At 52.5% G+C, this 24,846-nt stretch carries 22 protein-coding genes; 11 read left to right on the top strand and 11 right to left on the bottom strand.

What is annotated here, in order from left to right; translation table 11 throughout:
* Positions 1 to 73: 73 nt before the first annotated feature.
* The 4 genes from BCF53_RS11415 to BCF53_RS11400 form a co-directional block, all read right to left on the bottom strand.
* Positions 74 to 967 (bottom strand): carbohydrate ABC transporter permease, encoded by an 894-nt coding sequence (locus BCF53_RS11415; RefSeq protein ID WP_132701866.1) that lies wholly within the window; start codon positions 965 to 967, stop codon positions 74 to 76.
* Between the two features lie 3 nt (positions 968 to 970).
* Complete coding sequence (locus tag BCF53_RS11410; protein ID WP_207902714.1) at positions 971 to 2,089, bottom strand: carbohydrate ABC transporter permease; 1,119 nt, start codon at positions 2,087 to 2,089, stop codon at positions 971 to 973.
* Between the two features lie 75 nt (positions 2,090 to 2,164).
* A complete protein-coding gene (locus BCF53_RS11405) occupies positions 2,165 to 3,424 on the bottom strand; it encodes an ABC transporter substrate-binding protein (protein WP_132701865.1) in 1,260 nt (419 codons plus the stop codon).
* A 160-nt stretch (positions 3,425 to 3,584) separates the two neighbouring features.
* A complete protein-coding gene (locus BCF53_RS11400; protein ID WP_165901897.1) occupies positions 3,585 to 4,574 on the bottom strand; it encodes a LacI family DNA-binding transcriptional regulator in 990 nt (329 codons plus the stop codon).
* Between the two features lie 229 nt (positions 4,575 to 4,803).
* Here BCF53_RS11400 and BCF53_RS11395 point away from each other — a divergent pair, with 229 nt between their 5' ends.
* From BCF53_RS11395 to BCF53_RS11370, 6 genes are all read left to right on the top strand, one after another.
* On the top strand, positions 4,804 to 5,451 hold the full coding sequence (locus tag BCF53_RS11395; RefSeq protein ID WP_132701863.1) for a DsbA family protein: 648 nt from the start codon (positions 4,804 to 4,806) through the stop codon (positions 5,449 to 5,451).
* 98 nt (positions 5,452 to 5,549) lie between these two features.
* A complete protein-coding gene (locus BCF53_RS11390; protein ID WP_132701862.1) occupies positions 5,550 to 6,212 on the top strand; it encodes a DsbA family oxidoreductase in 663 nt (220 codons plus the stop codon).
* Positions 6,213 to 6,364: 152 nt separating this feature from the next.
* The gene (locus BCF53_RS11385) at positions 6,365 to 7,687 is read left to right on the top strand and encodes a deoxyguanosinetriphosphate triphosphohydrolase (RefSeq protein WP_132701861.1); all 1,323 of its coding nucleotides are present in this window, start codon (positions 6,365 to 6,367) and stop codon (positions 7,685 to 7,687) included.
* 140 nt (positions 7,688 to 7,827) lie between these two features.
* Positions 7,828 to 9,207 (top strand): SLC13 family permease, encoded by a 1,380-nt coding sequence (locus BCF53_RS11380; RefSeq protein WP_132701860.1) that lies wholly within the window; start codon positions 7,828 to 7,830, stop codon positions 9,205 to 9,207.
* Between the two features lie 78 nt (positions 9,208 to 9,285).
* Entirely contained in the window at positions 9,286 to 9,606 is a 321-nt protein-coding gene (locus tag BCF53_RS11375) for a hypothetical protein (protein WP_132701859.1), read from the top strand.
* A gap of 233 nt (positions 9,607 to 9,839) precedes the next feature.
* Complete coding sequence (locus BCF53_RS11370; protein WP_132701858.1) at positions 9,840 to 11,780, top strand: bifunctional 2',3'-cyclic-nucleotide 2'-phosphodiesterase/3'-nucleotidase; 1,941 nt, start codon at positions 9,840 to 9,842, stop codon at positions 11,778 to 11,780.
* A 55-nt stretch (positions 11,781 to 11,835) separates the two neighbouring features.
* Here the strand turns inward: BCF53_RS11370 and BCF53_RS11365 are convergent, their stop codons facing one another.
* The 4 genes from BCF53_RS11365 to carA form a co-directional block, all read right to left on the bottom strand.
* Entirely contained in the window at positions 11,836 to 13,164 is a 1,329-nt protein-coding gene (locus tag BCF53_RS11365) for a hypothetical protein (protein WP_132701857.1), read from the bottom strand.
* Positions 13,165 to 13,371: 207 nt separating this feature from the next.
* On the bottom strand, positions 13,372 to 13,848 hold the full coding sequence (gene greA, locus BCF53_RS11360; protein WP_132701856.1) for a transcription elongation factor GreA: 477 nt from the start codon (positions 13,846 to 13,848) through the stop codon (positions 13,372 to 13,374).
* Positions 13,849 to 13,924: 76 nt separating this feature from the next.
* Positions 13,925 to 17,137: a carbamoyl-phosphate synthase large subunit gene (gene carB, locus BCF53_RS11355; RefSeq protein ID WP_132701855.1), complete on the bottom strand. Its 3,213-nt coding sequence runs from the start codon at positions 17,135 to 17,137 to the stop codon at positions 13,925 to 13,927.
* Entirely contained in the window at positions 17,130 to 18,263 is a 1,134-nt protein-coding gene (carA, locus tag BCF53_RS11350; RefSeq protein ID WP_132701854.1) for a glutamine-hydrolyzing carbamoyl-phosphate synthase small subunit, read from the bottom strand. The genes carB and carA overlap by 8 nt, the downstream gene beginning before the upstream one ends.
* A gap of 446 nt (positions 18,264 to 18,709) precedes the next feature.
* Between carA and BCF53_RS11345 the strand changes: the two genes are divergently transcribed.
* Together BCF53_RS11345 and BCF53_RS11340 are read left to right on the top strand one after the other, a co-directional pair.
* Positions 18,710 to 19,465, top strand: coding sequence for a helix-turn-helix domain-containing protein (locus BCF53_RS11345; protein ID WP_165901896.1), 756 nt, complete (start codon positions 18,710 to 18,712; stop codon positions 19,463 to 19,465).
* Between the two features lie 86 nt (positions 19,466 to 19,551).
* Positions 19,552 to 19,872: a PilZ domain-containing protein gene (locus BCF53_RS11340; RefSeq protein WP_132701852.1), complete on the top strand. Its 321-nt coding sequence runs from the start codon at positions 19,552 to 19,554 to the stop codon at positions 19,870 to 19,872.
* A 6-nt stretch (positions 19,873 to 19,878) separates the two neighbouring features.
* On the opposite strand, the gene BCF53_RS11335 is transcribed toward BCF53_RS11340, so the two are convergent.
* Both BCF53_RS11335 and BCF53_RS11330 read right to left on the bottom strand, forming a co-directional pair.
* The gene (locus BCF53_RS11335) at positions 19,879 to 20,811 is read right to left on the bottom strand and encodes a putative metalloprotease CJM1_0395 family protein (RefSeq protein ID WP_132701851.1); all 933 of its coding nucleotides are present in this window, start codon (positions 20,809 to 20,811) and stop codon (positions 19,879 to 19,881) included.
* Positions 20,812 to 20,830: 19 nt separating this feature from the next.
* Positions 20,831 to 21,067 carry a flagellar biosynthesis protein FlgE gene (locus tag BCF53_RS11330; protein WP_132701850.1) on the bottom strand — a complete coding sequence of 79 codons (237 nt, stop codon included), beginning with the start codon at positions 21,065 to 21,067 and terminating at the stop codon, positions 20,831 to 20,833.
* Between the two features lie 354 nt (positions 21,068 to 21,421).
* Between BCF53_RS11330 and BCF53_RS11325 the strand changes: the two genes are divergently transcribed.
* Positions 21,422 to 22,402 (top strand): serine/threonine protein kinase, encoded by a 981-nt coding sequence (locus BCF53_RS11325; protein WP_132701849.1) that lies wholly within the window; start codon positions 21,422 to 21,424, stop codon positions 22,400 to 22,402.
* Here the strand turns inward: BCF53_RS11325 and BCF53_RS11320 are convergent.
* Entirely contained in the window at positions 22,385 to 22,825 is a 441-nt protein-coding gene (locus tag BCF53_RS11320; RefSeq protein ID WP_132701848.1) for a MarR family winged helix-turn-helix transcriptional regulator, read from the bottom strand. The two genes, BCF53_RS11325 and BCF53_RS11320, sit on opposite strands and share 18 nt — an antisense overlap.
* Before the next feature lie 106 nt (positions 22,826 to 22,931).
* Here BCF53_RS11320 and BCF53_RS11315 point away from each other — a divergent pair, with 106 nt between their 5' ends.
* Complete coding sequence (locus tag BCF53_RS11315) at positions 22,932 to 23,399, top strand: DUF1499 domain-containing protein (protein WP_243645823.1); 468 nt, start codon at positions 22,932 to 22,934, stop codon at positions 23,397 to 23,399.
* Between the two features lie 58 nt (positions 23,400 to 23,457).
* Positions 23,458 to 24,846: a dihydrolipoyl dehydrogenase family protein gene (locus BCF53_RS11310; protein WP_132701847.1), complete on the top strand. Its 1,389-nt coding sequence runs from the start codon at positions 23,458 to 23,460 to the stop codon at positions 24,844 to 24,846.

Genomic DNA, 24,846 nt, shown 5'->3' with positions numbered 1-24,846 from the left:
AGGCAAAACGGGCCCGCCCCCGAAGGGCAGGCAAAGCCATACTGCCACGGATAAGTTGTCGCGGATTAAAGGATCAGCCTTTGATGCCGGTGCCTGCCAGCGATGCGACGAATTTTTTCTGGAAAGCAATAAAGACGATGAACACGGGAATGGTGGTCAAGGTCGAGTAGGCCATAATTTCTCCCCAGTCTGTGTTGTTGCTGAAAAACATCTGAATACCAACCATGATCGGCCGGGCGCTCTCACTTTGAGTGGTGAGAATTGGCCAAAGGTAGTTATTCCAGTTGGCCAGAAACGCCAGGATGGTGGCCGTAGCGAATACCGGGCCGGACATGGGAACGATCAGTGACCAGAAAGTACGCAGCGGCGAGGCACCGTCGATGGCGGCCGCTTCGTCAAAGTCTTTCGGAATGTCTCTGAAGAACTGATAAAACAGGAAGATCTGAAAAGCATTGGCAATTCCCGGAATAATCTGCACATGCAGGGTGTTCAGCCATGAGCTTTGAACCACCAGCTCGCCGCCTTCAAACGCAATCCAGGGCAGCTTGGCCACCAGCATCAATAGCGGAATGGCAATGGCTTCAAAAGGCACAATCAGCAGCGAGACAATGGCGATTAGCACGAACTCCTGCCCTTTCCACTTTAAACGTGCCATCGAAAATGCCGCCATGCTGTTGACGATCAGACCCAACAGTACATTCAGTGTGGTGATAATCACGGAGTTAAAAAAGAATAACTCGATGTTCGATTTCCGGAACACGTTCTGGTAGTTATCGAGCATCAGGTCGCCGACCGGTAATACTGCTCGCAATGAGTACATATCAGCGAACATCGCATTCTCGGTTTTAAACGATGACATCACCATAAACAGCAATGGAAACGCAAAGATGTATGCCAGGAAGATCATCACGGCGTATCGCAACAGGGTTTTATAGGGGCGCATGGCATCTACATTCGTTTCGATCATGGGTCAGTCTCCCTTACGTTCAAAATACAGTTTCTGAAGCAGCGCTATGATCAGAATGACCGCAAAGTAGATCACGGTAATGGTCGAGCCATAGCCCATGTCCTGCTCTGTCTGTCCTTTGCGAACAGCGTGATACATAACGGTTGTGGTGCTGTCGACCGGCCCTCCGGCCGTCATTACGGCAACCTGGGTATAGAGGCCGAATGCTGCGATCGTTGTTGCAATAACCACAAAGACAAAGGTATTCCTCAGCCCGGGAAGGGTAATGAAGCGGAATTTATGCCAGCCATTAGCACCATCAATAGATGCGGCTTCATACAGGTCTTTTGAAATACCCTGCAGTCCGGCCAGAAATATCAGCATCTGAACACCGGCGCCCTGCCAGGCCGACATGATGACGATCGATTTCATGGCATAGGCCGGATCACCGAGCCAGTTAGGCCCTTCTATGAGTCCGAACGAGAACACCTCCAGGTAGCGGTTAAACAACCCCATGTCTTTGTTGAAGAAGAAAGACCAGACAATGGAAACCACCACCATCGAGGTAACGACAGGCGCGAAATAAACCGACCTAAAAAAGTTAACCCCCTTCATCTGGCGGTTGATCAGTAAGGCCAGCCCCAATGCCATTGCCACCTGCAGCGGAACAACCATGAAGGCAAAACGAAAGGTGTTATAGAATGATTTATAGAAAATGGGGTCTTTGGCGACCAGCACCGTTTTTGTGTCATCGCTTTCCCAGCTGTAAAGCTCACGAAAGCCTTTATATTTTTCATCCTTGCGGGTCACGGTGCGCAGGCGCGGAAATTCTGTATTGCCATCGTCATCAACCTGGATATTGCCTTGTTCGTCCCGTTCAGCCGGCAACCGGATGACACTCAGCGCCAGCGCCCGGTCATAGTTCCGAAGCCCGACAAATTCCGTCGGGTTCGGGGATATTAGCCGTTGGTTGGTGAACGACATATAAAAGGCCATCAGAGTAGGCGTGACCAGAAACATCAATAAGAAAAAGACGGCCGGGGCGATCATCAGCAGCCCATAACGCGACTGCAAACGCGACATCGGACCACGATAATTCTTCTTAATGGGCGCTGCTTGTGCTTGGGTAGTGGAAAGCGTCATAAGTACAACCAGTATCTGTGAGTGAATGACTTATCGAACGACTGCGCCGAGTGGTGCAGTCGTTCATGGCTGGGTTCAGAACCCGTAACCACCATTGTCTTCGATGTTTAACTCAATAGTGTCAACGGCATTGTCGAGAGCGTCTTGCGGATCCACGCCGTCAATAATGTCCTGCGCGGCCTTATCAAAAGCACTGGAAATAACTGGATAGGCCGGTGTTTCAGGGCGCATGACCGTATACTGTTCTGAAAACTCATAGAAAATGCGCCACTCGCCACCCTCACTGTATTGTTCAGTCAGCGCCGCGCCGCCGGATGAGGTTGGAATCAGGGAGGTCTTTTCAGACATTTCGGCCACTTCTTCATCGCTCATCAGGAACTGAACGAATTCGGCTGCGCCTTCCGGGTGCTTACATGAGCTGGAAATACCCCACTGCCATGAACCACCACCCACAACCGGGCCGTGACCCAGATCTGGCGGAGGCAAAATGGCCAGGTCGTCACCGAAGGCATCGGTGTAGTCTTTAGCAGACCAGGAACCGGTATAGTGAATGGCAATTTTTCCATTCTGAAAACGCTTGTCGTCGGCCGGTTTACGATCGGCAAATTCCTGCTCAAAAAGCGACTGGAACCATTCGCCCCACTGCACAGCAGCGTCGCCATTGAGCGTACCTTCCGCTTCTAAATAGTTGTCGCGATCAATCAGATCCGCCCCAAATGACTGCAATAAAGGCCCATAGCCGTAAGAGGACCATTCGCCGGTCCAGTTGGTATTCACATCGAAAGGATAGGCAAACTCACCGGACGCTTTAATCTTCTTGATGGCGGCCATCAGTTCGTCTTTTGTCCAGGGCGCTTCCAAAGTCGGATAGCGAATATCAAACCGTTCCAATATGGACTTTCGGGTAAACAGGGTCAGTGCAACATCGAACTGACCAACAGAATAAACTTGGCCTTTATACTGCCCCTTCGCGCCGGTATTCAAACCGTCGAGAAAATCCTGGCTAAGGTAGTCACTGATCGGGCGGAGGTAACCGGACCAGGCAAAGTTAGGCACGGTCGGCTGATCCATATCGAATACACAGGGAAGCGTATTCGCCAATGCAGCAGCAGTAATGGATTCGGTGTAAGAGCCTTCAGGCAACTTTTCTACCAAGATTTCCCAGCGATCCTGAGAGGCATTAAAGCGGTTTACGGCGGCCTCGCTGGCTTGCATCTCGGCGTCGCCAGTCTCATGGCGCCACATGGTGACTTCTGTTGGTGCAGCCAGAGCGAGTGAGGAGTTTGCAAGCAGCAACGCGGCTACCAGCGTTTTCATTGGGGTATTGACGTTCATCTTATGCCTCTCGTGTTTTTGTTTTGGGCCTATTGACAATGTTGTCATCAGATAGGATAGCGATTATGACAACATTGTCAATTTCACATAAAAAGTTTTTGTTTCAAGATGTAATCTGAATTGACCCAGCGCAGTTTTGCCAACGCTGCGGCTATCGGCATCAGGCCGATGCCCGCCGGATAAAATCGCAGCTCAGGCGCTCGTGGCTGATTTCCAGGTTTTCAGAAAGCAGGTGCCTGATTGCCCACTGCCCCATTTCATAATGCGGCAACGCCATCGTCGACAAGCCTGGCTTTAGCGACTCGGCAATGATCTCCAGATTATCAAAGCTGGCCACCGCCATATCGTGGCCCGGCTGAAGGCTGTGCTCCACCAGACTGAAGTAAACGGACATGGCAATCTCATCTTTACCACAAAGAATGGCATCCGGGCGCCTATCCGAGTTCAGCAGATTCGACATGACTTCATCTACACGCGAGACTTCCTGCCCGATTTCGCCGGAAATAGCCTTTTCAGTCCAGCCGTCCACAGCGGGATGCTGGTGGATGGTGTCCAAAAATCCGCGGCTGCGCTCACGGCCAGCGATAATGCGTGGATTCAGGTTAAGGTAGGCAATTCGTCGATGGCCGGTATTAATCAGATGCCGGGTAACATCGCAAGCGGCGGCGTATTCATCCGGAACGACGCAGGGCAGCTCGCCGCGTTCGTCATAGCAGTTGGCCAGTACCAGAGGCACCGCGCGCAGCTCATCCGATGGATTAACAGCGTGATGATACATGGCGGCGTAGATAATGCCTTCAACACGACGCTCCAGTAGCTTATCAATGGCGGCATCCATGTTCTGATGGTTATCGTCAATATTGATCACCATCAGAAACTTGCCTTGCGCCCAGGCTTCTTCCTGTGCACCACGAATCAGATTAACCGAGTGCACCGACATACCGGCCTGGTCAGCAATCAGGCCGATCACACCACTTTTTTTGCTGCGAATCATCCGCGCACCGGTATTTGGCCGGTAGCCCAGGGCTTTAATTGCGTCCTGAACCTTTTTCCGGGTTTCAGGTGTGACGTTATCATCGTTATTGATCACTCTGGAAACCGTCTTGAACGATGTTCCTGCCGCCTTGGCGACGTCCTTAATGGTGGTCATACCCGCACCCATGTCAACATTGTCATTTCTCGATTGCCTACCTTAACAAATGATTCGTTAACGCGCATTCACTGCACGGACCCGAAAATCAGCCGCCTACTGAAATTGTGTGTGGCGAATCAGGTCTCCCACATCGAAATCAGTATCATTTACTGGCACTCTAGGCTCATGGCAGCGGGCAACCAGCCCCTAGAACACCCATTCACTATTTGACCCATGGAAACACCGAATGACCGCAAAGCTAATTTACTGCTACGACCCAATGTGCAGCTGGTGCTGGGGCTTCAAACCCACCTGGTATGAACTGCGCACACTGCTTGCCCCACTGGTTGAGCAACAAAAACTGGAAATCCACTACCTGCTCGGCGGCCTGGCGCCGGATTCCGACCAACCGATGCCGCCAGAGATGCAAACCAAGCTGCAGGGCGTTTGGCAGCAAATCAGCGCGCACTTAGGCACCGAGTTTAACCACGCCTTCTGGCAGGAGTGCCAGCCCCGCCGCTCGACCTACCCGGCCTGCCGCGCCTGCCTGGTGGCCCGCGAAGCCGGGTTGGAAGAAAAAATGATCACCGAAATCCAGCAGGCCTACTATTTGAAGGCGCAGAACCCGTCCGATATCGACACGCTCGCGCAATGCGCTGAAAACATTGGCCTGAATAAAGCTGAATTCATCGACGCGATCGCTCAGGTGCAACAAACGCAGAGTCTGGAAAAAGAACTCGCACAGGCACGCCAGCTGCAGCTGAACTCATTCCCGTCGCTGGGCCTGATCGTGGGTAATCGCATTGCGCACATCGAGCTGGATTATAAGAGCGCGAAGAACATGCTGCAGACTATTGAGCTGGGCATGCGGCAACTTTCCGGTGAAGGCGAATAAGCAATATCGGAAGTAAGTACCAGCCACCTTGAACTAAACCCGGTCGCCGCCACTCTATAGAGCAGGCAAATACGCCAACGAATCAGGAATCGCCCTATATGAGTAAGATGAGCATCGAAATTGTGTCTGACGTGATGTGCCCTTGGTGCATTATTGGCTATAAAAATCTAGAGAAGGCATTGCAGCAGCTACCGGATATCGAGGCCGACATCAGCTGGCACGCGTTTGAGCTGAACCCTCAGATGCCACCGGAAGGTCAGGACTTGGTTGAGCACGTGATTGAAAAGTACGGCTCCACCAAAGAGCAGAGCGTGGAGAACCGCAAGATGATTGCCCAACGCGGCCTGGATTCAGGTTTTCAGTTCAACTTCTCGGATGACTCAAAGATTATCAACTCGTTCAATTGCCACCGGCTGCTGACGTGGGCAAAGGAGCACGGTAAGCAAACCGAGCTGAAGCTGGCGCTGTTCAGTGCGCACTTTACCGAGGGCAAACAGCTGAATGATGATGCGCAGCTGCTGGCCGTAGCGGTGAGTATTGGCCTGGATGAGGCCCGAGCCCGGCAAATTCTGGACAGCGATGAATACGCAGCCGAGGTTCGTGCAGAGCAGAACCGCATGCACCAGATGGGTATTCAGAGTGTGCCGACCTTCATCATAAATAAGAAGTACGGCATCAGTGGCGGTCAGCCCAGCGAGGCGTTTATCGATGCGCTGACGCAGATTAACGCTGAAGCGCAGGGCGCCTCCGCACAGGCGTAAGCAGCGCTACCCCTCTTTTTAGATTGTGTCCGCAAGCCATTACCCTCTGCGGAAAAGCCCGGCCGGATTATGGAGTTAAAGGCAGCTAGCCCTTGATTCCTCGTTCACGGGCAACCATGATGCAAATAACACGCATTTAAAAGAGCCCAAAAATGACAGGCATGAACTGGCAACAGCTTTTAACCACCGCCCGCGAAGGACACGATGCACTCGAGCCCGCCGATATGGGCCGAAGCCATTTCCACAAAGATCATGACCGTATTGTCTTTTCCGGTGCCTTCCGCAAGCTTGGTGGTAAAACGCAGGTTCATCCGCTGGCCAAGTACGACCACATTCACAACCGGCTGATCCACTCGATGGAAGTGGGCAGTGTCGGTCGGTCGCTGGGCATTCGCATCGGTGAAGAACTGAAGAAAGAGCTGCCCAAAGGCATTCAGCCGGACGATTTGGGCATTATCGTACAGGCCGCCTGCCTGGCGCACGATATCGGCAACCCACCGTTTGGGCATGCCGGTGAGTACGCCATTCAGGATTGGTTCAAGCGCGCCGGCAATCAGCACTATCTTTCCGGGCTGACCGATAAAGAAAAGCTCGATCTGCAAAGCTTTGAAGGCAACGCGCAAGGCTTTCGCACGCTGACACAAATTGAGTACCACCTGAACAACGGCGGCCTGCGCCTAACCTACCCGACGCTGGGCGCGTCACTGAAATACCCTTGGACCGCCGAACTCGCCGGGTCAAACGGTAAATTCAGCTGCTTCCAGAGCGAGCACCGCATTCTGGAAGCACTGGCCAATAAACTGGGGCTGATTCGCCTGGAAAGCGGTCGCTTTGCGCGCCACCCACTGAGTTACCTGATGGAGGCGGCCGATGACATCTGCTATGCACTGATCGATTTAGAAGATGCTGTCGAGCTTTCCATCATCGATTTCGAAGAAGTGGAAGAGATCTTCCTCGATATTCAGGGCACCAAGGTGCTGGCGCTGGATAACAGCGGCAACATCTCACCCGCACGGCAGCTTTCGGCACTGCGCAGTAAAACCATTGGCTGTATTGTCGATGCGGTGGTCGATACCTTTGTCAAAAACAAGGGCGACATTCTTAACGGTAGCTTTGAAGGCGACCTGATCGCCGCCTGCCCGACCGCCATTTACCAAGGCATTCAACGGGCCAAAACGCTGGCGCGCAACAAGGTATTTATGGATGCACAGAAAACCGAAACCGAGATCGGTGCCTACACCGTGCTGTCCATTCTGCTGGAAACCTACATTGAAGCCGGCTTTGAATACCACCAGCGGCGCGACCGCCGAAGCCTGAGCTACCGTACCAAGCGCGTGTTCGACCTGATGGCCGGCGAAGCGCCGAGTGAAAAGATGGGGCAGTACGAAATTTACCAGCGCATGGTCGATAACATTGCCGGCATGACCGATAACTACGCGCTCTATCTGGCCAAACAGTTTTCATCACCGAGCTAATCGCTGACATAGATAAAAGCTATCGCTCATATAACTGCAATCTATAATGCAACCCTGTCGCATCTACTGCGCAATATATGAGCTGATTAGGTCTGCTGATTCACATACAATGCCTGCCATCAACGACCTGATGACGTGCCATGCTTGCCCAACTACTGCCTCACCGCTATAAAATCTTCGCCACGCTCGCTTTAATTATTGCTCTCATTCTTCCCAGTACCGGCCTCGCTGAGCTCTCTCACTTAAACGATGCACAGACAAAAACCGTCGCCATTCTATTGCTGGCCGCGGTGCTTTGGGTCACGGAGTGGGTACCGCTGTTTGTGGTCAGCTTTATTATTCTGGCACTGGAGCTGATCTGGCTGATGCCCTCGGTTCAGGCGCTGGATATCGCCGCGTCCGACAGTCTGTTTTTCTCGCCGTTTTTCTCCAACATCATTCTGCTGTTTATGGGTGGCTTTGTGCTTTCCAGCATCATGCAGAAGGCGGCACTCGACTCGCGCCTGGCGTTCTGGATACTGAAGCTCACCAAGGGCGAACCCAAGATTACCCTGCTCGGCATTATTGCCGGCTGCATCTTCCTTTCGATGTGGATGAGCAACACCGCCACTGCGGCCATGATGCTGACCATGATTCTGCCGCTCACCAAGCAGCTGCGCTTCGACTCGCCCTTTCGTGTCGGTCTGATTTTGGCGATTCCGCTGTCGTGTAACCTCGGTGGCATGGGCACACCCATCGGCACGCCGCCAAATGCCATTGCCATGAGCTACCTGACGGCCAAGGGCATTGATGTCAGCTTTCTGGAATGGATTATCCTCACCATGCCGTTCCTGCTGATCACTGCCGGCGTGCTTTGGCTGGGCATTCTCAAGGTGTACCCGCCGGGTAATGACGTGCTGGAAATGAGCGAAGCGAAGATTGAACCGTTTCGCGCGCGCCAGTGGTTCACTCTGTTCATCTTCGTATTTACCGTTATCGGCTGGCTCATTGGCGGTCAGTTTGGCCTGAAGACCGGCACCATCGCCCTGTTCCCGATCATTGCCTCCTTTTGGCTGGGGCTGTTGGATCAGTCCGACTTCCGGGCCCTGCCGTGGGATGTGCTGTTTATGGTCTCCGGCGGTATCGCCCTGGGTGTAGCCATCGATATTTCCGATCTGGGCCAGGTCATTCTGTCATTCCTGCCGGCAACCGGCAGCTTTGAAATGCTGGTCGCGCTGATGGTCATGGTGGGTGCGGTACTGGGTACGGTGATGAGTAATACGGCAACCGCCGGTTTGCTGATTCCTATCGTGGTCTCGCTGGCCTTACCCACAAACCAGCTGCTGGTTATGGTGCTGGCCATTACATTGAACTGCTCAACGGCGATGATCCTGCCGATCAGTACACCCCCCAACGCCATTGCCTTCGGTTCCGGCATGATCGGCGTAAAAGACATTGCCCGCATGGGTATACTGATGAACGTACTCGGTATCATACTGGCCATCACCATCGGCCCGATTTACTGGTTCCTGGTGTTATAAAGCAGCAGGCGGATGATTCTGCTTTGCTGCCAAATCTGCTTTAATATCTGGCTACAGACCAAGATCTGAGAGGCGCTCATGCAGGTTCACATTCAGAAATGCCAGAAATGCAACTCCACCAACCTACGCAACATCATCGCCCGTGATGATGCCCAGCGGGTATTCGTGCAGTGCCACGATTGCGGCAGTTTTGTCGCCCGCTATGTGATTGCGCCCGGCGGATACTTCCATGAAGGCCGCGACTACGAAAGCTTTTTACGTACCCAGATGCTCGACCGGGGCTTCTCTTCCGGGCGCGATCTGAAGACGGTGTTTAAAGAGGTTTCAGAATCGGCCAAGGCCGGCTTTGATGAAACCCTGAAACGCACCCACGAAAAATATGGTGATGAATTACCCTAGTGGGCCATGTGTAAAGTTAGGTCACTCATCTCCAGCAAAGCCGCTGCGTCTGGCGGCTTCATCTCTTTTTCACCTACACGCCGTAAATACCCCCTGACAAAGGGCCGGATTCACACACCCTTCAATATTGCCTGCTAGGCTACTCCTGACCGATCGGTACAGTTTTTGCCCGTAACATTGCCGATCACAACCCACATAACCGCAATCATGCGACATAAAGAAGAGGTTTTCCTGTGAAAAAATCCATCTGTCTGCTGCCGGCTGCTATCACCCTGGCAGCGCTATCCCCCCTTGCACTGGCTGTTTCACCGACAATTCAACTGCGCATAATGGAAACGACTGATATCCATATGCACATCGCCAACTACGATTATTACCGGGATGCCGAAAGCGATTCTGTCGGCCTTTCCAAGGTGGCCACGCTGATCAAACAGGCACGAAAAGAAGCCACCAATTCTGTTCTGGTTGATAATGGTGACCTAATTCAGGGCAACCCGCTGGGCGACTTCGTTGCCAAAGGGCGGGTGCTGCGCTTCGGTGAAACACACCCGGCGTTTAAAGCCATGAACCTGCTCGATTACGATGTTGGTAACGTCGGCAACCACGAATTCAACTACGGGCTGGATTTCCTCGCCAAGTCACTGGCGGGCGCCAACTTCCCCTATGTTTCAGCCAACGTCTATGCCGACGATGGCGATAACAACCCGGAAAACGACCAGCCCTACTTCATGCCTTACGTCATCAAAACCGAAACCATGACCGATACCAGCGGTCAGCCGCACGACGTGAAGGTCGGCTACATTGGTTTTACACCGCCGCAAATAATGAACTGGGATAAAGACAACCTGACCGGCCTGGTCACCGCCAAAGACATTATTGCCAGTGCCGAAAAATACGTACCGATGATGAAAGCCGAAGGCGCTGACATCGTCATTGCCATCCCGCACAGCGGCCTTTATGCCAACCCGCGCACCACCAATGAAGAGCATGCGGTCTATCACCTGGCTAAGGTGGAAGGCATCGATGCCATCCTGTTCGGCCATTCGCATCAGGTATTCCCGGGCGGTGACTTGTTCAACAACATGGACGGTGTCGATAACGAAAAAGGCACTGTGTTTGGCGTGCCCTCGGTGATGCCGGGCTTCTGGGGCAGCCACCTGGGCGTTATCGATTTAACGCTGGAAATGACTGACGGTGAATGGCAGGTGGCCAGCGCGAATACCGAGGTGCGCGCCATCTCCAAACGCGAAGGCCGCGAAACCATTGCTCTGGTAGAAGCCGATAAAACCATTAACGACGCCATTAAAGCCGATCACGAGGGTACGCTGGCGTACATGCGCCAAAAGGTGGGTGAAACCACGGCACCGATTTACAGCTACTTCTCACAGATTCAGGACGACCCGTCGGTTCAGATCGTGAACAACGCGCAGGTCTGGTATGTTGAGAATATCGTGCGCGGCACCGAATACGATGGCCTGCCGATCATTTCAGCGGCCGCCCCGTTTAAAGCAGGCGGTCGTGGCGGTGCCGACTACTACACCGATGTTCCCGCCGGCGACATTGCACTGAAAAATGTGTCCGATCTATACATCTACCCGAACGACCTGAAGGTTGTAAAACTGAATGGCGCGCAGGTTATCGACTGGCTGGAACGCTCTGCCGGGCAGTTCAATCAGATTGATCCGAACAACAAAAAAGACACCCAGACTCTGGTTAATGAAGCCTTTCCTTCTTACAACTTTGATGTAATCGACGGCATTGAGTACAAGATTGACGTTACTCAGCCCAGTAAGTTTGGCGCCAAAGGCGAACTGGAAAACGCCGATGCCCGGCGCATTCTGGATGTCACTTATCAGGGCAAAGCCATCGACCCGGCGCAGGAGTTTCTGGTGGTGACCAACAACTACCGCGCAGGCGGCGGTGGCAGCTTCCCGGCGCTGGATGGTAGCGCAACGGTTATCGATGCACCGGATAAAAACCGCGACGTCATCGCCAACTACCTGCTCAGCCAGAATGAGATCAACCCGGCAGCAGACAACAACTGGTCATTTGCCGACTGGGGCAATGCCAGGGTAACGATACGCACATCTCCCAAGGCGCGAACCTTTGCTGGTGATAATCTGGAGTTTGTGGCTGTAGAAGAGGATGGTTTTGCGTTGTTTGAATTTAAATAGACGCTGATGCCTTAATGCAGAAAACCGCCTGAACAGGCGGTTTTTTGGTATAGCCTCAGGGCCATTCCGGCATTACGCCCTCAACAACAAAATCGTCCTGAAAATCATGAACAACCGTTGACCGGCTCCTTGACTGAATGCTGCGAGCGCTGGAAACGGCAACGTCAGTATCGTAGCGGGATGAGCACCAGCCGGACCCGGCTTCAATAGCGATGGTTTCATCGGTTATCGAGGATATTTCCAACGCATAGTCTGCTGAAATAATTCGGCCTGCCACATAGGCTGCTCGGTTGTTGACATCGGCATCTGCCAGTCGATGACGCTGCCCCCATTCAATAAGGTAATCATCACATTCAGGGCTTTCAACGTCCGGAATATTAGTAAAACCAACATCGAGAACCGCCCCATACTTCAAATACATCATGGAAATCTCGACCAGTGTGGCCAGATCTTCACGGCTGTTGGTGTAACTGTAAAAATAGCTCGCGCCATCGTCCTCAAACTCTAAGCCAATGTCTTCTCCGGTTGAAGCGATCAACCCTGCCGAAGCTTCAGATTCGTTGTAGTAAACGTCAGCAGCTTCCATAACCAGATCTGAACTCAACGGGTATAGCTCATCGAGATCGCTACTGACCCGGGTATTTGAATAGATATAGTCATATATCGTACCGCTGCTGCCCAGTGAGGCCAGCAGTTCGGGTGGAACAAAATCATTCGCATGAGCTAGTTCGTGTGCAAGCAGGCTATAGAGCTTCGGAGCCAGCTGGTATGTATAGCGGTAGTTGTAGGTTTCACTATTGTAAGAGTTTGACCAGGTTGAGTAGTCACCGCTGCCAGCGTCGACAAAGCGGCGGGCAGGATAAAACTGTAATGGATATTCCGAACAACCGCAGGAATCATCTTCATCGTTAATGGTTTCCCACTCTTCCGTATTTCGCCAGAGATACCTTGGGTCGATATAAATAGATGCGGTGTAGGCGTGGTAGAAAGAACCGTCAATTTCGTAGCTGATAACGATGGTATTCACTGCTTTAAACAGATTAAGCAGGTTTTGATCGTCTATATAATCCAAGGCGTCCAGAAAGCTGTCGGCCATCCAGTCGTGGGATACCACCAGGCGACTTGCAACGTCACTCTCCGAAACATCGCCAGATACCCCCATACCCAGTGGCTGCACCTTCGAAAGATCGCAGGAGCCCGGTTGTAAATAGATAACTGAACACTCAACCAGCGCATCGGAGTTAGTCCGGGTATCGTAGCTATAGAGTTCTGCGGCTGAAAGGACGCCATCGTAATTTAATGGGTCATCCGATGAGCTTCCACACCCCGCCAACAAAAGAAGAGGCAAGCACAGTTTAGCCAGCGAGGCTTTCATTGATCGCATACAAAAATCCTTATTTTAATTGCTTTAGGTTGCCGTCCCGGCTGCGGTGTCGATTTTTATTTTTTTCGTGATCTTAGCAGCAAAGAGAGCAATACCAAACGCAGTTAAATCAACTACTCACCGTATTAGGTTATTCGTTCCCCATACGAAAAAAACCGCCCTTAAGGCGGTTCATTCTTTCAAAATTTATTTGTTATCCGGGAGCGTTTATTTATGCTCCACCAACTCTATTTCATACTCGACGGTGCCACCAGGCGTTTGCACATTAACAACATCGCCTTCCTCTTTGCCGATCAGTGCGCGTGCAATCGGTGAGTTCACAGAGATCTTATTCACCTTCACGTTGGCTTCATCATCTCCCACAATTTTGTAGGTAACGCCTTTATCGGTTTCCAAATTTAGCAGCGTTACGGTTACACCAAAGATCACCTTACCGGTGTTTGGAATATCGTGAACGTTGATTACCTGTGAGCCGGCCAGACGGCCTTCAATATCGCTGATACGGGCTTCAATAAAACCCTGCTGCTCGCGCGCAGCATGGTATTCAGCGTTTTCTTTTAGGTCGCCGTGCTCCCGGGCTTCGGCAATGGCTTCAATAACGGCAGGACGCTTAACGGTTTTTAACTCTTTAAGTTCGTTCTGCAGCGCCAGTTCACCTTCAACGGTCATGGGGTAACGTTGCATTAGCTTTTCCTTTGAGCAAAAAGGGCGCCGAGCGCCCTTATATGAAATTATTTATGTTTCTGAATTATGACGATCTTTAACCGGCATGCAAGTCCTGCAGGCGGTTAACGGCGGTTTCGCCACGCAGCTTCATGGCCAGAACCGAAGCTTCCGCGCCGGCCAGTGTGGTGGTGTAATAAACCTTATGCTGCAGAGCACCTTTACGGATCTCCGCACTATCAACCATCGATTGGCGACCTTCCGTGGTATTCATCACATAAGCGACTTCGTCGTTCTTGATCATATCCACCAGATGCGGACGACCTTCTTTCACCTTATTCACAGCCTCGGTTGGCAGACCGTTTTCGGTGAAGAACTGAGCGGTACCGCGGGTTGCAACAACCTCAAAGCCCAGCGTGGTCAAGTCTTTAGCCATCGCCAAGGCCGCTTCTTTATCTTTGTTTTTCACAGAGATAATGACTTTGCCCTTGGTTGGAATCACCGCGCCGGCACCCAAAGCAGCCTTCAGGAAAGCCTCGGCAAAGGTTGCACCGGTGCCCATCACTTCGCCGGTCGATTTCATTTCCGGGCTCAGTACCGGGTCTACGCCGTGGAACTTGTTAAACGGCATGACCGCTTCTTTCACTGAGAAGTAGCCCGGAATGATCTCTTCGGTAAAGCCGATTTCAGATAGCTTTTTACCGGTCATTACCTGGGTACCGATCTTCGCCAGCGAGGTGCCAATGGCTTTGGAAACAAACGGTACGGTACGCGAAGCTCGTGGGTTAACCTCGATGATGTACAGTTTTTCATCCTGCCAGGCCATCTGTACGTTCATCAAGCCGACAACGTTCAGCTCCAGCGCCATATCACGCACCTGCGCGCGGATCATGTCCTGAGCCGCTTTCGGCAGGCTGTATGGCGGCAGTGAACAGGCGGAGTCACCGGAGTGAATACCGGCTTGCTCAATGTGCTGCATGATGGCGCCCATCACCACCTGCTCGCCGTCGGAAACGCAGTCGATATCCATCTCAATGGCATCGTCCAGGAAGTGGTCGAGCAGTACCGGTGCATCGTTGGAAACCTGAACGGCTTCGTTCATGTAGCGGCGCAGCTCTTCTTCTGCGTAAACGATTTCCATCGCGCGGCCACCCAGTACATAAGACGGGCGAACCACCAGTGGATAACCGATACGGTTAGCAATACCCACAGCTTCTTCCAGGCTGCGTGCAGTGCCGTTTTCCGGCTGCAGCAGACCCAGCTTTTCAACCATGACCTGGAAGCGCTCACGGTCTTCGGCACGGTCAATGGCATCCGGACTGGTGCCGATGATCGGCGCACCGGCGGCCTCTAAATCACGCGCCAGCTTCAATGGCGTCTGGCCACCGTAGTGAACGATCACACCGGTTGGTTTTTCCAGTTCGATAATTTCCAGTACGTCTTCCAGAGTGACTGGCTCGAAGTACAGACGATCAGAGGTATCGTAATCGGTAGAGACCGTTTCCGGGTTACAGTTGACCATAATGGTCTCGTAGCCATCTTCTTTAGCCGACAGCGCCGCGTGGACACAGCAGTAGTCGAATTCAATACCCTGACCAATGCGGTTAGGGCCACCACCGATGACCATGATCTTCTGCTTATCAGTGACCGCAGCTTCACACTCTTCATCATACGAGGAGTACATATAGGCGGTATCGGACGCGAACTCGGCGGCGCAGGTATCCACACGCTTATACACCGGCTTCACACCCAGCGCCCAGCGCTTCTTGCGGAATTCTTTTTCGCTCAGGCCCAGCAGTTGCGCCAGACGGGTATCCGAGAAACCTTTGCGCTTATATTTGCGCATCAGAGCCTCGTCCATGTCTTTCAGGCCGAGCTGACCAAGCGCGATTTCGTCTTTCACCAGGTCTTCAATCTGTACCAGGAACCAGGGGTCAATGGCGGTCAGCGCATAGATATCGTCGACGGTTTTACCCATGCGGAAGGCATCGGCAATATACCAAATGCGATCCGGACCGGCTTCACGCAGCTCACGCACCAGCACTTCTTCGGCATCGCTGGCATTGATATCGAGCATCGGGTCGAAGCCGCACGCGCCCACTTCCAGACCACGCAACGCTTTCTGTACCGATTCCTGGAAGTTACGGCCAATGGCCATCACTTCACCCACCGATTTCATCTGCGTGGTCAGGCGGTCATTGGCCTGCGGGAATTTTTCAAAAGCAAAGCGAGGAATCTTGGTGACAACGTAGTCGATGCTTGGCTCGAACGAAGCCGGGGTGACGCCACCGGTAATGTCATTCTGCAGCTCATCCAGGGTGTAACCAATCGCTAACTTGGCAGCGACCTTGGCAATCGGGAAGCCGGTTGCTTTAGAGGCCAGCGCAGAAGAGCGGGACACACGCGGGTTCATCTCGATGATCACCATGCGGCCATCTTTCGGGTTAATACCGAATTGAACGTTGGAGCCGCCGGTTTCCACACCAATTTCACGCAGTACCGCCAGCGAGGCGTTACGCATGATCTGATATTCTTTATCGGTCAGGGTTTGCGCCGGTGCCACGGTGATGGAGTCACCGGTGTGAATACCCATCGGGTCGAAGTTTTCAATGGCACACACGATGATGCAGTTGTCCGCTTTGTCGCGCACCACTTCCATCTCGTACTCTTTCCAGCCGATCAGGCTTTCGTCGATCAGCAGCTCGTTGGTTGGGGATAAGTCCAAACCACGACGGCAAATCTGTTCAAATTCTTCTTTGTTGTAAGCAATACCGCCGCCGGTGCCACCCATGGTGAAGCTCGGACGGATAATGGACGGGAAGCCCAAGCCTTCAACCACTTCCCAGGCTTCTTCCATGCTGTGTGCGATACCGGAACGCGGCGTTTCCAGACCAATCGCCTTCATGGCTTTGTCGAAACGGTCACGATCTTCGGCTTTATCGATGGTATCGGCATTGGCACCGATCATCTCAACGCCGTATTTTTCCAGTACGCCATGCTTTTCCAGATCCAGCGCGCAGTTCAGCGCGGTCTGGCCACCCATGGTTGGCAGCAGCACATCGGGCTTTTCTTTGGCGATGATCTTTTCGACTTCCTGCCAGATGATCGGCTCGATGTAGGTGGCATCGGCCATGGCCGGATCGGTCATGATGGTGGCCGGGTTAGAGTTCACCAGAATGACGCGGTAACCCTCTTCACGCAGCGCTTTACAAGCTTGCGCGCCGGAGTAGTCGAATTCACAGGCCTGACCAATAACAATCGGACCGGCACCTAAGATCAGAACACTTTGTATGTCGGTACGTTTAGGCATTGGCCGCTTTCTCCATATTCTCAATAAATTGGTCAAACAGTGGGGCGACATCGTGCGGCCCCGGGCTGGCTTCCGGGTGGCCCTGGAAGCTGAAGGCTAACTTGTCGGTACGCTGAATGCCCTGCAGGGACTTATCGAACAACGAACGGTGCGTCATTTCCAGGTTCGCCGGCAGTGTGGTTTCGTCAATGGCAAAACCGTGGTTCTGGCTGGTGATCATCACCGTCTTTTCAGCAATGGTTTCAACCGGGTGGTTGGCACCGTGGTGACCGAATTTCATCTTCACTGTTTTGGCACCACTGGCCAGGCCGAGTAACTGGTGACCCAGGCAAATGCCGAACACCGGAATTTCGGTTTTCAGAATCTCCTGAATGGCGGTGATAGCGTAATCACAAGGTTCCGGGTCACCCGGACCGTTAGACAGGAATACACCATCCGGATTCATCGCCAGCACGTCACTGGCCGGGGTTTGTGCCGGCACGACGGTCAGGCGGCAGCCGCGATCAGCGAGCATGCGCAAAATATTGCGTTTCACGCCAAAATCGTAGGCAACGACGTGGAACTTGCTGGTATCCGGCTTGGCATGGCCTTCTCCCAGTTTCCAGCTGCCTTCGGTCCATTCATAGGCTTCTTTTACTGAAACTTCTTTAGCCAGATCCATGCCTTTCAGACCGGCAAAGCCTTTCGCCAGTTCAAGGGCACGCGCTTCATCAATGTTGTCACCGGCCATCAGACAGCCGTTTTGAGCACCCTTTTCACGCAGAATTCGGGTCAGGCGGCGGGTATCGATATCGGCAATGGCAACCACATTGCGCTCTACCAGGTAGTCGCTGAGCGATTGCTCACTGCGGAAATTACTGTGCAGTAGCGGTAAATCCCGGATCACCAAGCCAGAGGCCCAAACCTGTGCAGATTCTTCATCTTCAGAGGTCACACCGGTGTTACCAATATGAGGGTAGGTTAATGTTACAATCTGGCGGGCATAGGATGGATCGGTCAGGATTTCCTGATAACCGGTCATGGCCGTATTGAATACGACCTCCCCAATAGACTCCCCAGCGGCACCAATACTGATACCTTTAAAAATACTTCCGTCTTCGAGCGCGAGTATGGCAGGCGTACTCAAGATCCCTTCCCCTTTTTGAATGAATGGACGATTGAGATTATTGACCAATCAGACTGATTTTTTAATCCTCTATTCGTAAAAAAGCGAGATGAAGAAAACCTCATCCCGCTTTTTTAGAAATTATTTTCGGCTTATCGAAAAAGCCTCAAACTGGCCTGAGAACAGATCCAAAAATAAATAGTCAGTCTGATCAATCATTGGGCAATGTACCCAAAAAAATTTGGCGGATTCTACTTGATAGCCCCCGGGCTGTCTAGCCGTTAACCACCGTTCCAGAGAGTATTCAGGCCCTTGGCCTGATGGGCTGGGGCTGAGCGGAATGCTCAAGAGGCACACTATTTTTATTCAGTCCGCAGGATCTCAGCCTGGCATGACATACATCTGGTCGAAGTAGCCCATAAATGAGATTATCAGTATTAAATAATGCCACTTAAGGTTATATGGATATGTCCGAAACGGCACAACTCGTTGAAACACTGAAACACGTCCTTCGTGAAAAGAAGATCACTTATCAGCACGTCGCTCAACACCTTGACCTGAGCGAAGCCAACGTAAAGCGGATGTTTTCACGCAAGCACTTCACGCTCAGCCGCATGGAAGAAATCTGTAATCTCGCTGAGGTTGATCTGGGCTACCTGATGATGCGCATGCAGGAAGATTCGCAGCTGATCAACAGCCTCACGCTGGAAACAGAAACTGAGTTGGTGAACAACGAAAAGTTGCTGATTATGGCTCAGCTGCTGATCAACCGCTGGAGCTTCGAGGAGATCACCAGCACCTATACCTTCGATGAGCTGGAGGGCATTCAACTGCTGGCCAAGCTCGACCGAATGGGCGTGATCGACCTGCTGCCCGGCAACCGGGTGAAGGTACTGGTTTCCCGCCACTTCAAATGGATCAACGACGGGCCGGTACAGAACTACTTCAAGAAATACGTCGCGCTCGAGTTCTTCGACTGCAACTTTGATATCAACGCCGGCGAGCTGCTGGTATTCAGCTATGGGCAGATCACCCGACAGTCCAACACGCAACTGCAGAACAGCATGCTCAGGCTGGCACGCGAATTTGATGAAATTTGCAAGGAAGACGCCAAACAGCCGCTCGACCAAACCTTTGGCACCGGCTTAACGCTGGCCATGCGCCCGTGGGAGCTGAGTGTCTTTACCAAATATCGCCGGGAACCCAACAACAAGCAATTTTGATAGCCATGGTGGCGATACGGGCAATTCTTCCGGGCATGCGGAAATTTCCTCTATACTTTTTGGTAATGTCTGTCTGGTAAGCGATCATGCAAAACAGTGACCGAAGATATGCTCAGCGCATCGCCGTCGAGCTGCCCACACAAATAACCACCCGCGGTGGCCGGGTATTGAATGTTCACACCTGGGATTTTTCCGACAAAGGTGCCTACGTCGCCATGACCGAAGAGGAAGCCGGCTCAATTGATTTGGGCTCCTATGTGACTATCCAGTTAACTGGCACTAACTATGAAACACCCTCGCTCAGCGCCGAGGTCATCCGAAAAACAGAACGGGGCATCGCCCTGAAGCTGGAACTGGAGGATGAGGATTTTCCGGAAAACGGCGATCGTGATTCAGGCCTGCTCTAACCGGCCTTAAACTGAGGTATCAACCAGGTAAGAATCCATATCTTCAGGCCGTTTGGCCTTATACGCCGCATTCAACGCGGCCCGCACGGTTTCCTGAGTTTGCGCCATAAAATCATTAAGGCGCTCTTCGTTCAGTTCGGCAAGCGTTTCCTGTTCTTCTTCGGCCTGCCGGCTCTGCTGGGCTGCCTCTTCCGCATCAGCACTCAACCCCTGTTGCTCAGAACGATCTTCAGTTTCGGCGGCCCGGGCTTCAATGGCTTGCTCACGAATGTCAGCCTGAGCTTCAACCGCCATTTGAGAGGCTAATGCGGCCACTCGGCGATCCTGAGCCGAAGGCTCGGCCGGTGCCAGTGCGGCAGCCTGAATGGTCTGGGCTTTTTCAAGCGTCGCTTCCGGATCATCCGGAACCTTGGAAATACTGATAGAGACTTCACCGCCCGTGGCATAGCGCACGCCATCCGGGCCGGTGGTGTAGGTGAACTCCATGGAACCGGCATACTGACCACCCACACTCTGATGTGCCTGTTCATGCATGCGTACCTCTCGGTCACGCGCTGCCAGTTCTTCAATCAGTTCAATATCGGCATCCAGTTGCGCCTGTTCCCGGTCAGACATACTGGAAGGGGCATTGTTTTCAGCATCATCCTGTAACGAACCGACAGTGCCACCCTGAGAAGTAACCTGAGCGGTCTCTTCCAGATCTGCAGACGGATTGGCTGCCATTCCCTGAAAGGCGACTTTCACATTTTGCTCAGCCTCAAGCCGGCCGGGCTGCTCAATAGCCATAGCGCGGGATTCGGCGTTTTGCTCAAGCTCTTCAATAGGGGAAAAAACGATGGTTTCATTTTCACGGCGCAGGCGTGTGGCTGCCGCCGGATCACTGGTCGCAGCAAAGGTGGGCGTTATCGCATTTGGAAAGACACCACTTACTGTAGACATAACCTCACCCTATGCCCTGCTATACCTTGATATCGATTAACGTACCCAGTGTTTCACTGGCCGTTTCAACAACCTTGGCGCTGGCCTTCACCTGCAGTTCACCCAGGGTTTGTTCAACCGCCGGTGTGATGTAATCTTCGGTTCCGCCCTGTTCAGCCGGAACATTCAATTTCGCAATCTGATCGGCACTGCGATTCAGCATGTCGTAGCCGTTTTGTACGCCTGTTACTCCGGCATTCATCATCGAACCAATCATATACAACCTCGTTCTGTTGTTTCGGTTACTTCCGTGCACGTAAAAATGGCACTTACCTGATTACATTTTAATCAAGGGCACCCCGGTTACTGTAAAATTTTGTACAATTTCTTCAGCTTCGGTCATTGCCGCCGAAAACCTTGGAGCTGAGGGTAAATGCAACCTGCAGCTTATCGGGAAGCTCGCGCTTACCACGCCCGTTGCGCGGCTGCCAACCCAACCCCTGCGGGCAACGCATTTCACTTCACTCCCTTTAGAAAAACTCTATAGTAGACGGCCGCCATCTGATTTTTGTTGCCGGCAAACCCGTCAATACGAAACAATGCATTCACTGACTCTGCCGGATAACCACACATGCACACCGAACACCCGTACAGCCAATTAACACAGGATAAGATCATCGACTGGCTGGAATCGCTCGAAATCTTGAGCGATTACCGGATTTACCCGTTAAACAGTTATGAAAACCGGGTGTACCGCGTTGGAATTGAAGATGCTCAGCCGATCGTCATGAAGGTTTACCGCCCCGGCCGCTGGAGCCGCGAGCAGATTCAGGAGGAGCTGGAGTTTACCCAGCAGCTGTTTGATCAGGAGCTACCGGTGGTGCCTGCGCTATCTATTCAGGGCCAAACCCTGCATGAACGCGATGGCTTTCTGTTCGCCTGCTTTCCAATGAGAGCCGGCCATGCCTTTGAGCTGGATAACCCCGATAAGCTCTACCGCATCGGTCAACTGCTCGGCCGGGTACACAGCTTTGGCAGCCAGCAGGCCTTTAAAACCCGTACAACACTGTCGCTGATTAAACCGATTCAGGAATCGCTTGCGTTCTTTCAAGATAATGAGCTGATTGGCTATGACCTGCGCGACAACTACCTGACCACGCTGCAGCATATTGAAACCAATATGCGGCCGTTTCAGACCCGGCTTGAAAGCACCCCGCTGCTGCGAACCCACGGTGACTTCCATGCCGGCAACATTCTCACCCGCGATGAAGATATTCTGCTGGTCGACTTCGATGACACCCAAATGGCTCCGGCGATGCAGGATATCTGGAAGCTGCTGTCTGGCAGCGATCTGGAACAGAAGTCGCAACTTTCAGAGCTGGCTGAAGGCTATGAACAGTTTTATGAGTTTCCGGATTCACAGGCCCGCCTGATTGAACCCCTGCGCACGGCTCATATGGTTCGCCACAACCTGTGGATTGCCAAGCGCTGGAGCGACCCAGCATTCCCGCAGGCGTTTCCCTGGTATGGCAGCGCCCGTTACTGGAGTGAGCATTTACTGATGCTGAAAGAGCAATGGTCGGTGTTGCAGGATTTAAACAGCAGCCACTAACTGCTTGTAGAGCTTTTCGCTGAGCTGCTTGAGCAGAGTGGCTTCTTCGAGCGTCATCTGCACCTGACAAGTCAGTGCTGCCGGCACCTTAGCCGCCTTATCGCGCAGCGCCAGGCCCTTATCTGCCACCTTTAACAGCTTTTGGCGGGAGTCTTCGTGCGACTTCTGCCGGCTGACCAGGCCTTTGGCTTCCAACCGTTTCAGAATGGGTGTCAGCGTTCCGGCATCCAGGCGCGTGCGCTCCACCAGCCGTTTAATCATGACGCCGTCTTCTTCCCACAACGCCATCATCACCAGGTATTGTGGATAAGTTAAATCCAGCGCCTCCAGCAGCGGCCGGTAGGCGCGAATCAGTGCATTGGTGGCTGAATAGATTGAATGGCAAATCTGGTTTTCCAGCTTAAGTTCGTTTGGTGTGCTCATCTTTGTTCTCAAAACCTTTGAAATTTATTTTGCGCACAAAGCATTGACATGTCAATCCATTGGTATAATATTTTGCGCACAAACTAAATTACCTCAGAGAACACCCATGAAAAGGAAAAAAATCATGACCATCGCCCTCATTATTTTTGTTGTCTTTATCGCCGCCAACTTCGGTCGCATCTATTATCAGAACGTTCAGGTACCACAACTCGGCGTTGAAAACGGCCAGCTGAAGCCGGTCAGCAAAAAACCAAATAATGTATCCAGCCAGGCGGAAGACGAAGAGAAGAAGGTGGCCACTCTGCCGGTAAAAGCGACCACAGCTGAAACCATGAGCGCACTTAAACAGGCGGTTAACCAGTACGGTGGCGCAACCGTTAAAACGGAAACCGAAGACTACCTGTACGTCATCTTCACCACCGATTTAATGAAGTATCACGATGATGTCGAGTTCTGGATTGATGAAACCAACGGCGTGGTGCATTTCCGCTCGGCCAGCCGTGCCGGTTATTCCGATATGGGCCTTAACCGAAAACGCTATGACGCACTGGCTGAACTTTACGCCGGCCTTTAAGTCTGAACCTGAAAGCAAACTTAAATTAAACATCCTATTACCCTAATTTGGAGCACCCATGAAGAAGTTTGATCTCATCGTTATCGGTTCTGGCGCAGCAGGTTTAACTTCTGCATTCACCGCACTGGGCTTTGGCAAATCGGTTTTGATTATTGAAAAGCACAAAAGCGGTGGCGAATGTACCTGGTCGGGCTGTATTCCAAGTAAGGGTTTAATCAATCAGGCGAAGGACGTCTATACCGCGAAGAAGTTTGCCAGCATCGAGGTCGACAGCGGCACTATTCTGCAGAATGTTCGCGCCATCAGTGAAGGCATTTACGAGCACGAAACCCCGGAGGTGCTGGAAAAGGCCGGCGCAGTCTTTGTGCAAGGGGCTGCGGTTTTTGAATCTGCCAAGGTGATTCGCGTCGGCGAGACCAAATACAAGGCGAAGAAGGTTGTGATCGCGACCGGCTCTTCGCCGATGGTGCCGCCGATTCCCGGACTGGATACGGTTCCGTTCCTGACTAACGATAACTTCTTCGAGCAGCAACAGTTACCGAAATCCATCATCGTATTGGGTGCCGGCGCCATTGGCATGGAGCTGTCACAATCTATGAACCGTCTGGATGTCGATGTAACCGTGGTGGAAATGATGCCGGAAGTGATGTTCCGCGAAGAGCCGGAGTTCTCGAAGGTCATCCGCGAGAAGCTCACCAAAGAAGGCGTGCACTTCCACATTGGTACCAAAGCGGTGGGCGTGGAAAAAACCGCTAACGGCATTGCCTTAAGTGTCGAGAAAGACGGCAACAACTTTATTCTGGAAGCCGAGTCGCTGTTGGTGGCACTGGGCCGCTCGCCGAATATTCAAGGCATGAACCTGGAAGCGGCCGGCATTAAAACCGAGCGCGGCATTGTGGTGGACGCAACCCTGCAGACCAGCGCCAAGGGTGTTTATGCCTGCGGTGATGTTGCCGGGCCTTATCTGCTGAGCCACATGGCGAACTACCAGGGCAAGATTGCCACAATGAACGCGCTGCTGCCGATTAACCGCAAGGTGAACTATGAGCATGTCAGCTGGACAACCTTCACCGACCCGGAATTTGCCCGCGCCGGATTAACCGAAGCCGAAGCGCGTGAACAGCATGGCGATAACATTCGCGTCTACCACTACGACTTTAACAAGCTTGATCGGGCTAAAACCAAGGCCGGTGACCAGGGCCAGATTAAACTGATCACCAACCAGAAGGGTAAAGTACTGGGCGCCCACATTATTGGCGAACGGGCCGGTGAATTGATTGCTGAGGTACAAACGGTAAAAACGCTGGGTATTAACTTCGCCAAGCTGCAGGGTGTGATCCACCCCTACCCGACCTACGCCGATGCCTTGCGGCAGATGGCCCAGCAGGTGTTTATTGATAACCTGCTGAATCTGCCGGTGGTGAAGCTGTTCCGAAAGAGTAAGTAG

This window comes from Reinekea marinisedimentorum (assembly GCF_004341165.1).
GTDB classification, from domain to species: domain Bacteria; phylum Pseudomonadota; class Gammaproteobacteria; order Pseudomonadales; family Natronospirillaceae; genus Reinekea; species Reinekea marinisedimentorum.
Note: the sequence above shows the minus strand (reverse complement) of the source record. Positions and strands in the feature narration are given on the sequence as shown.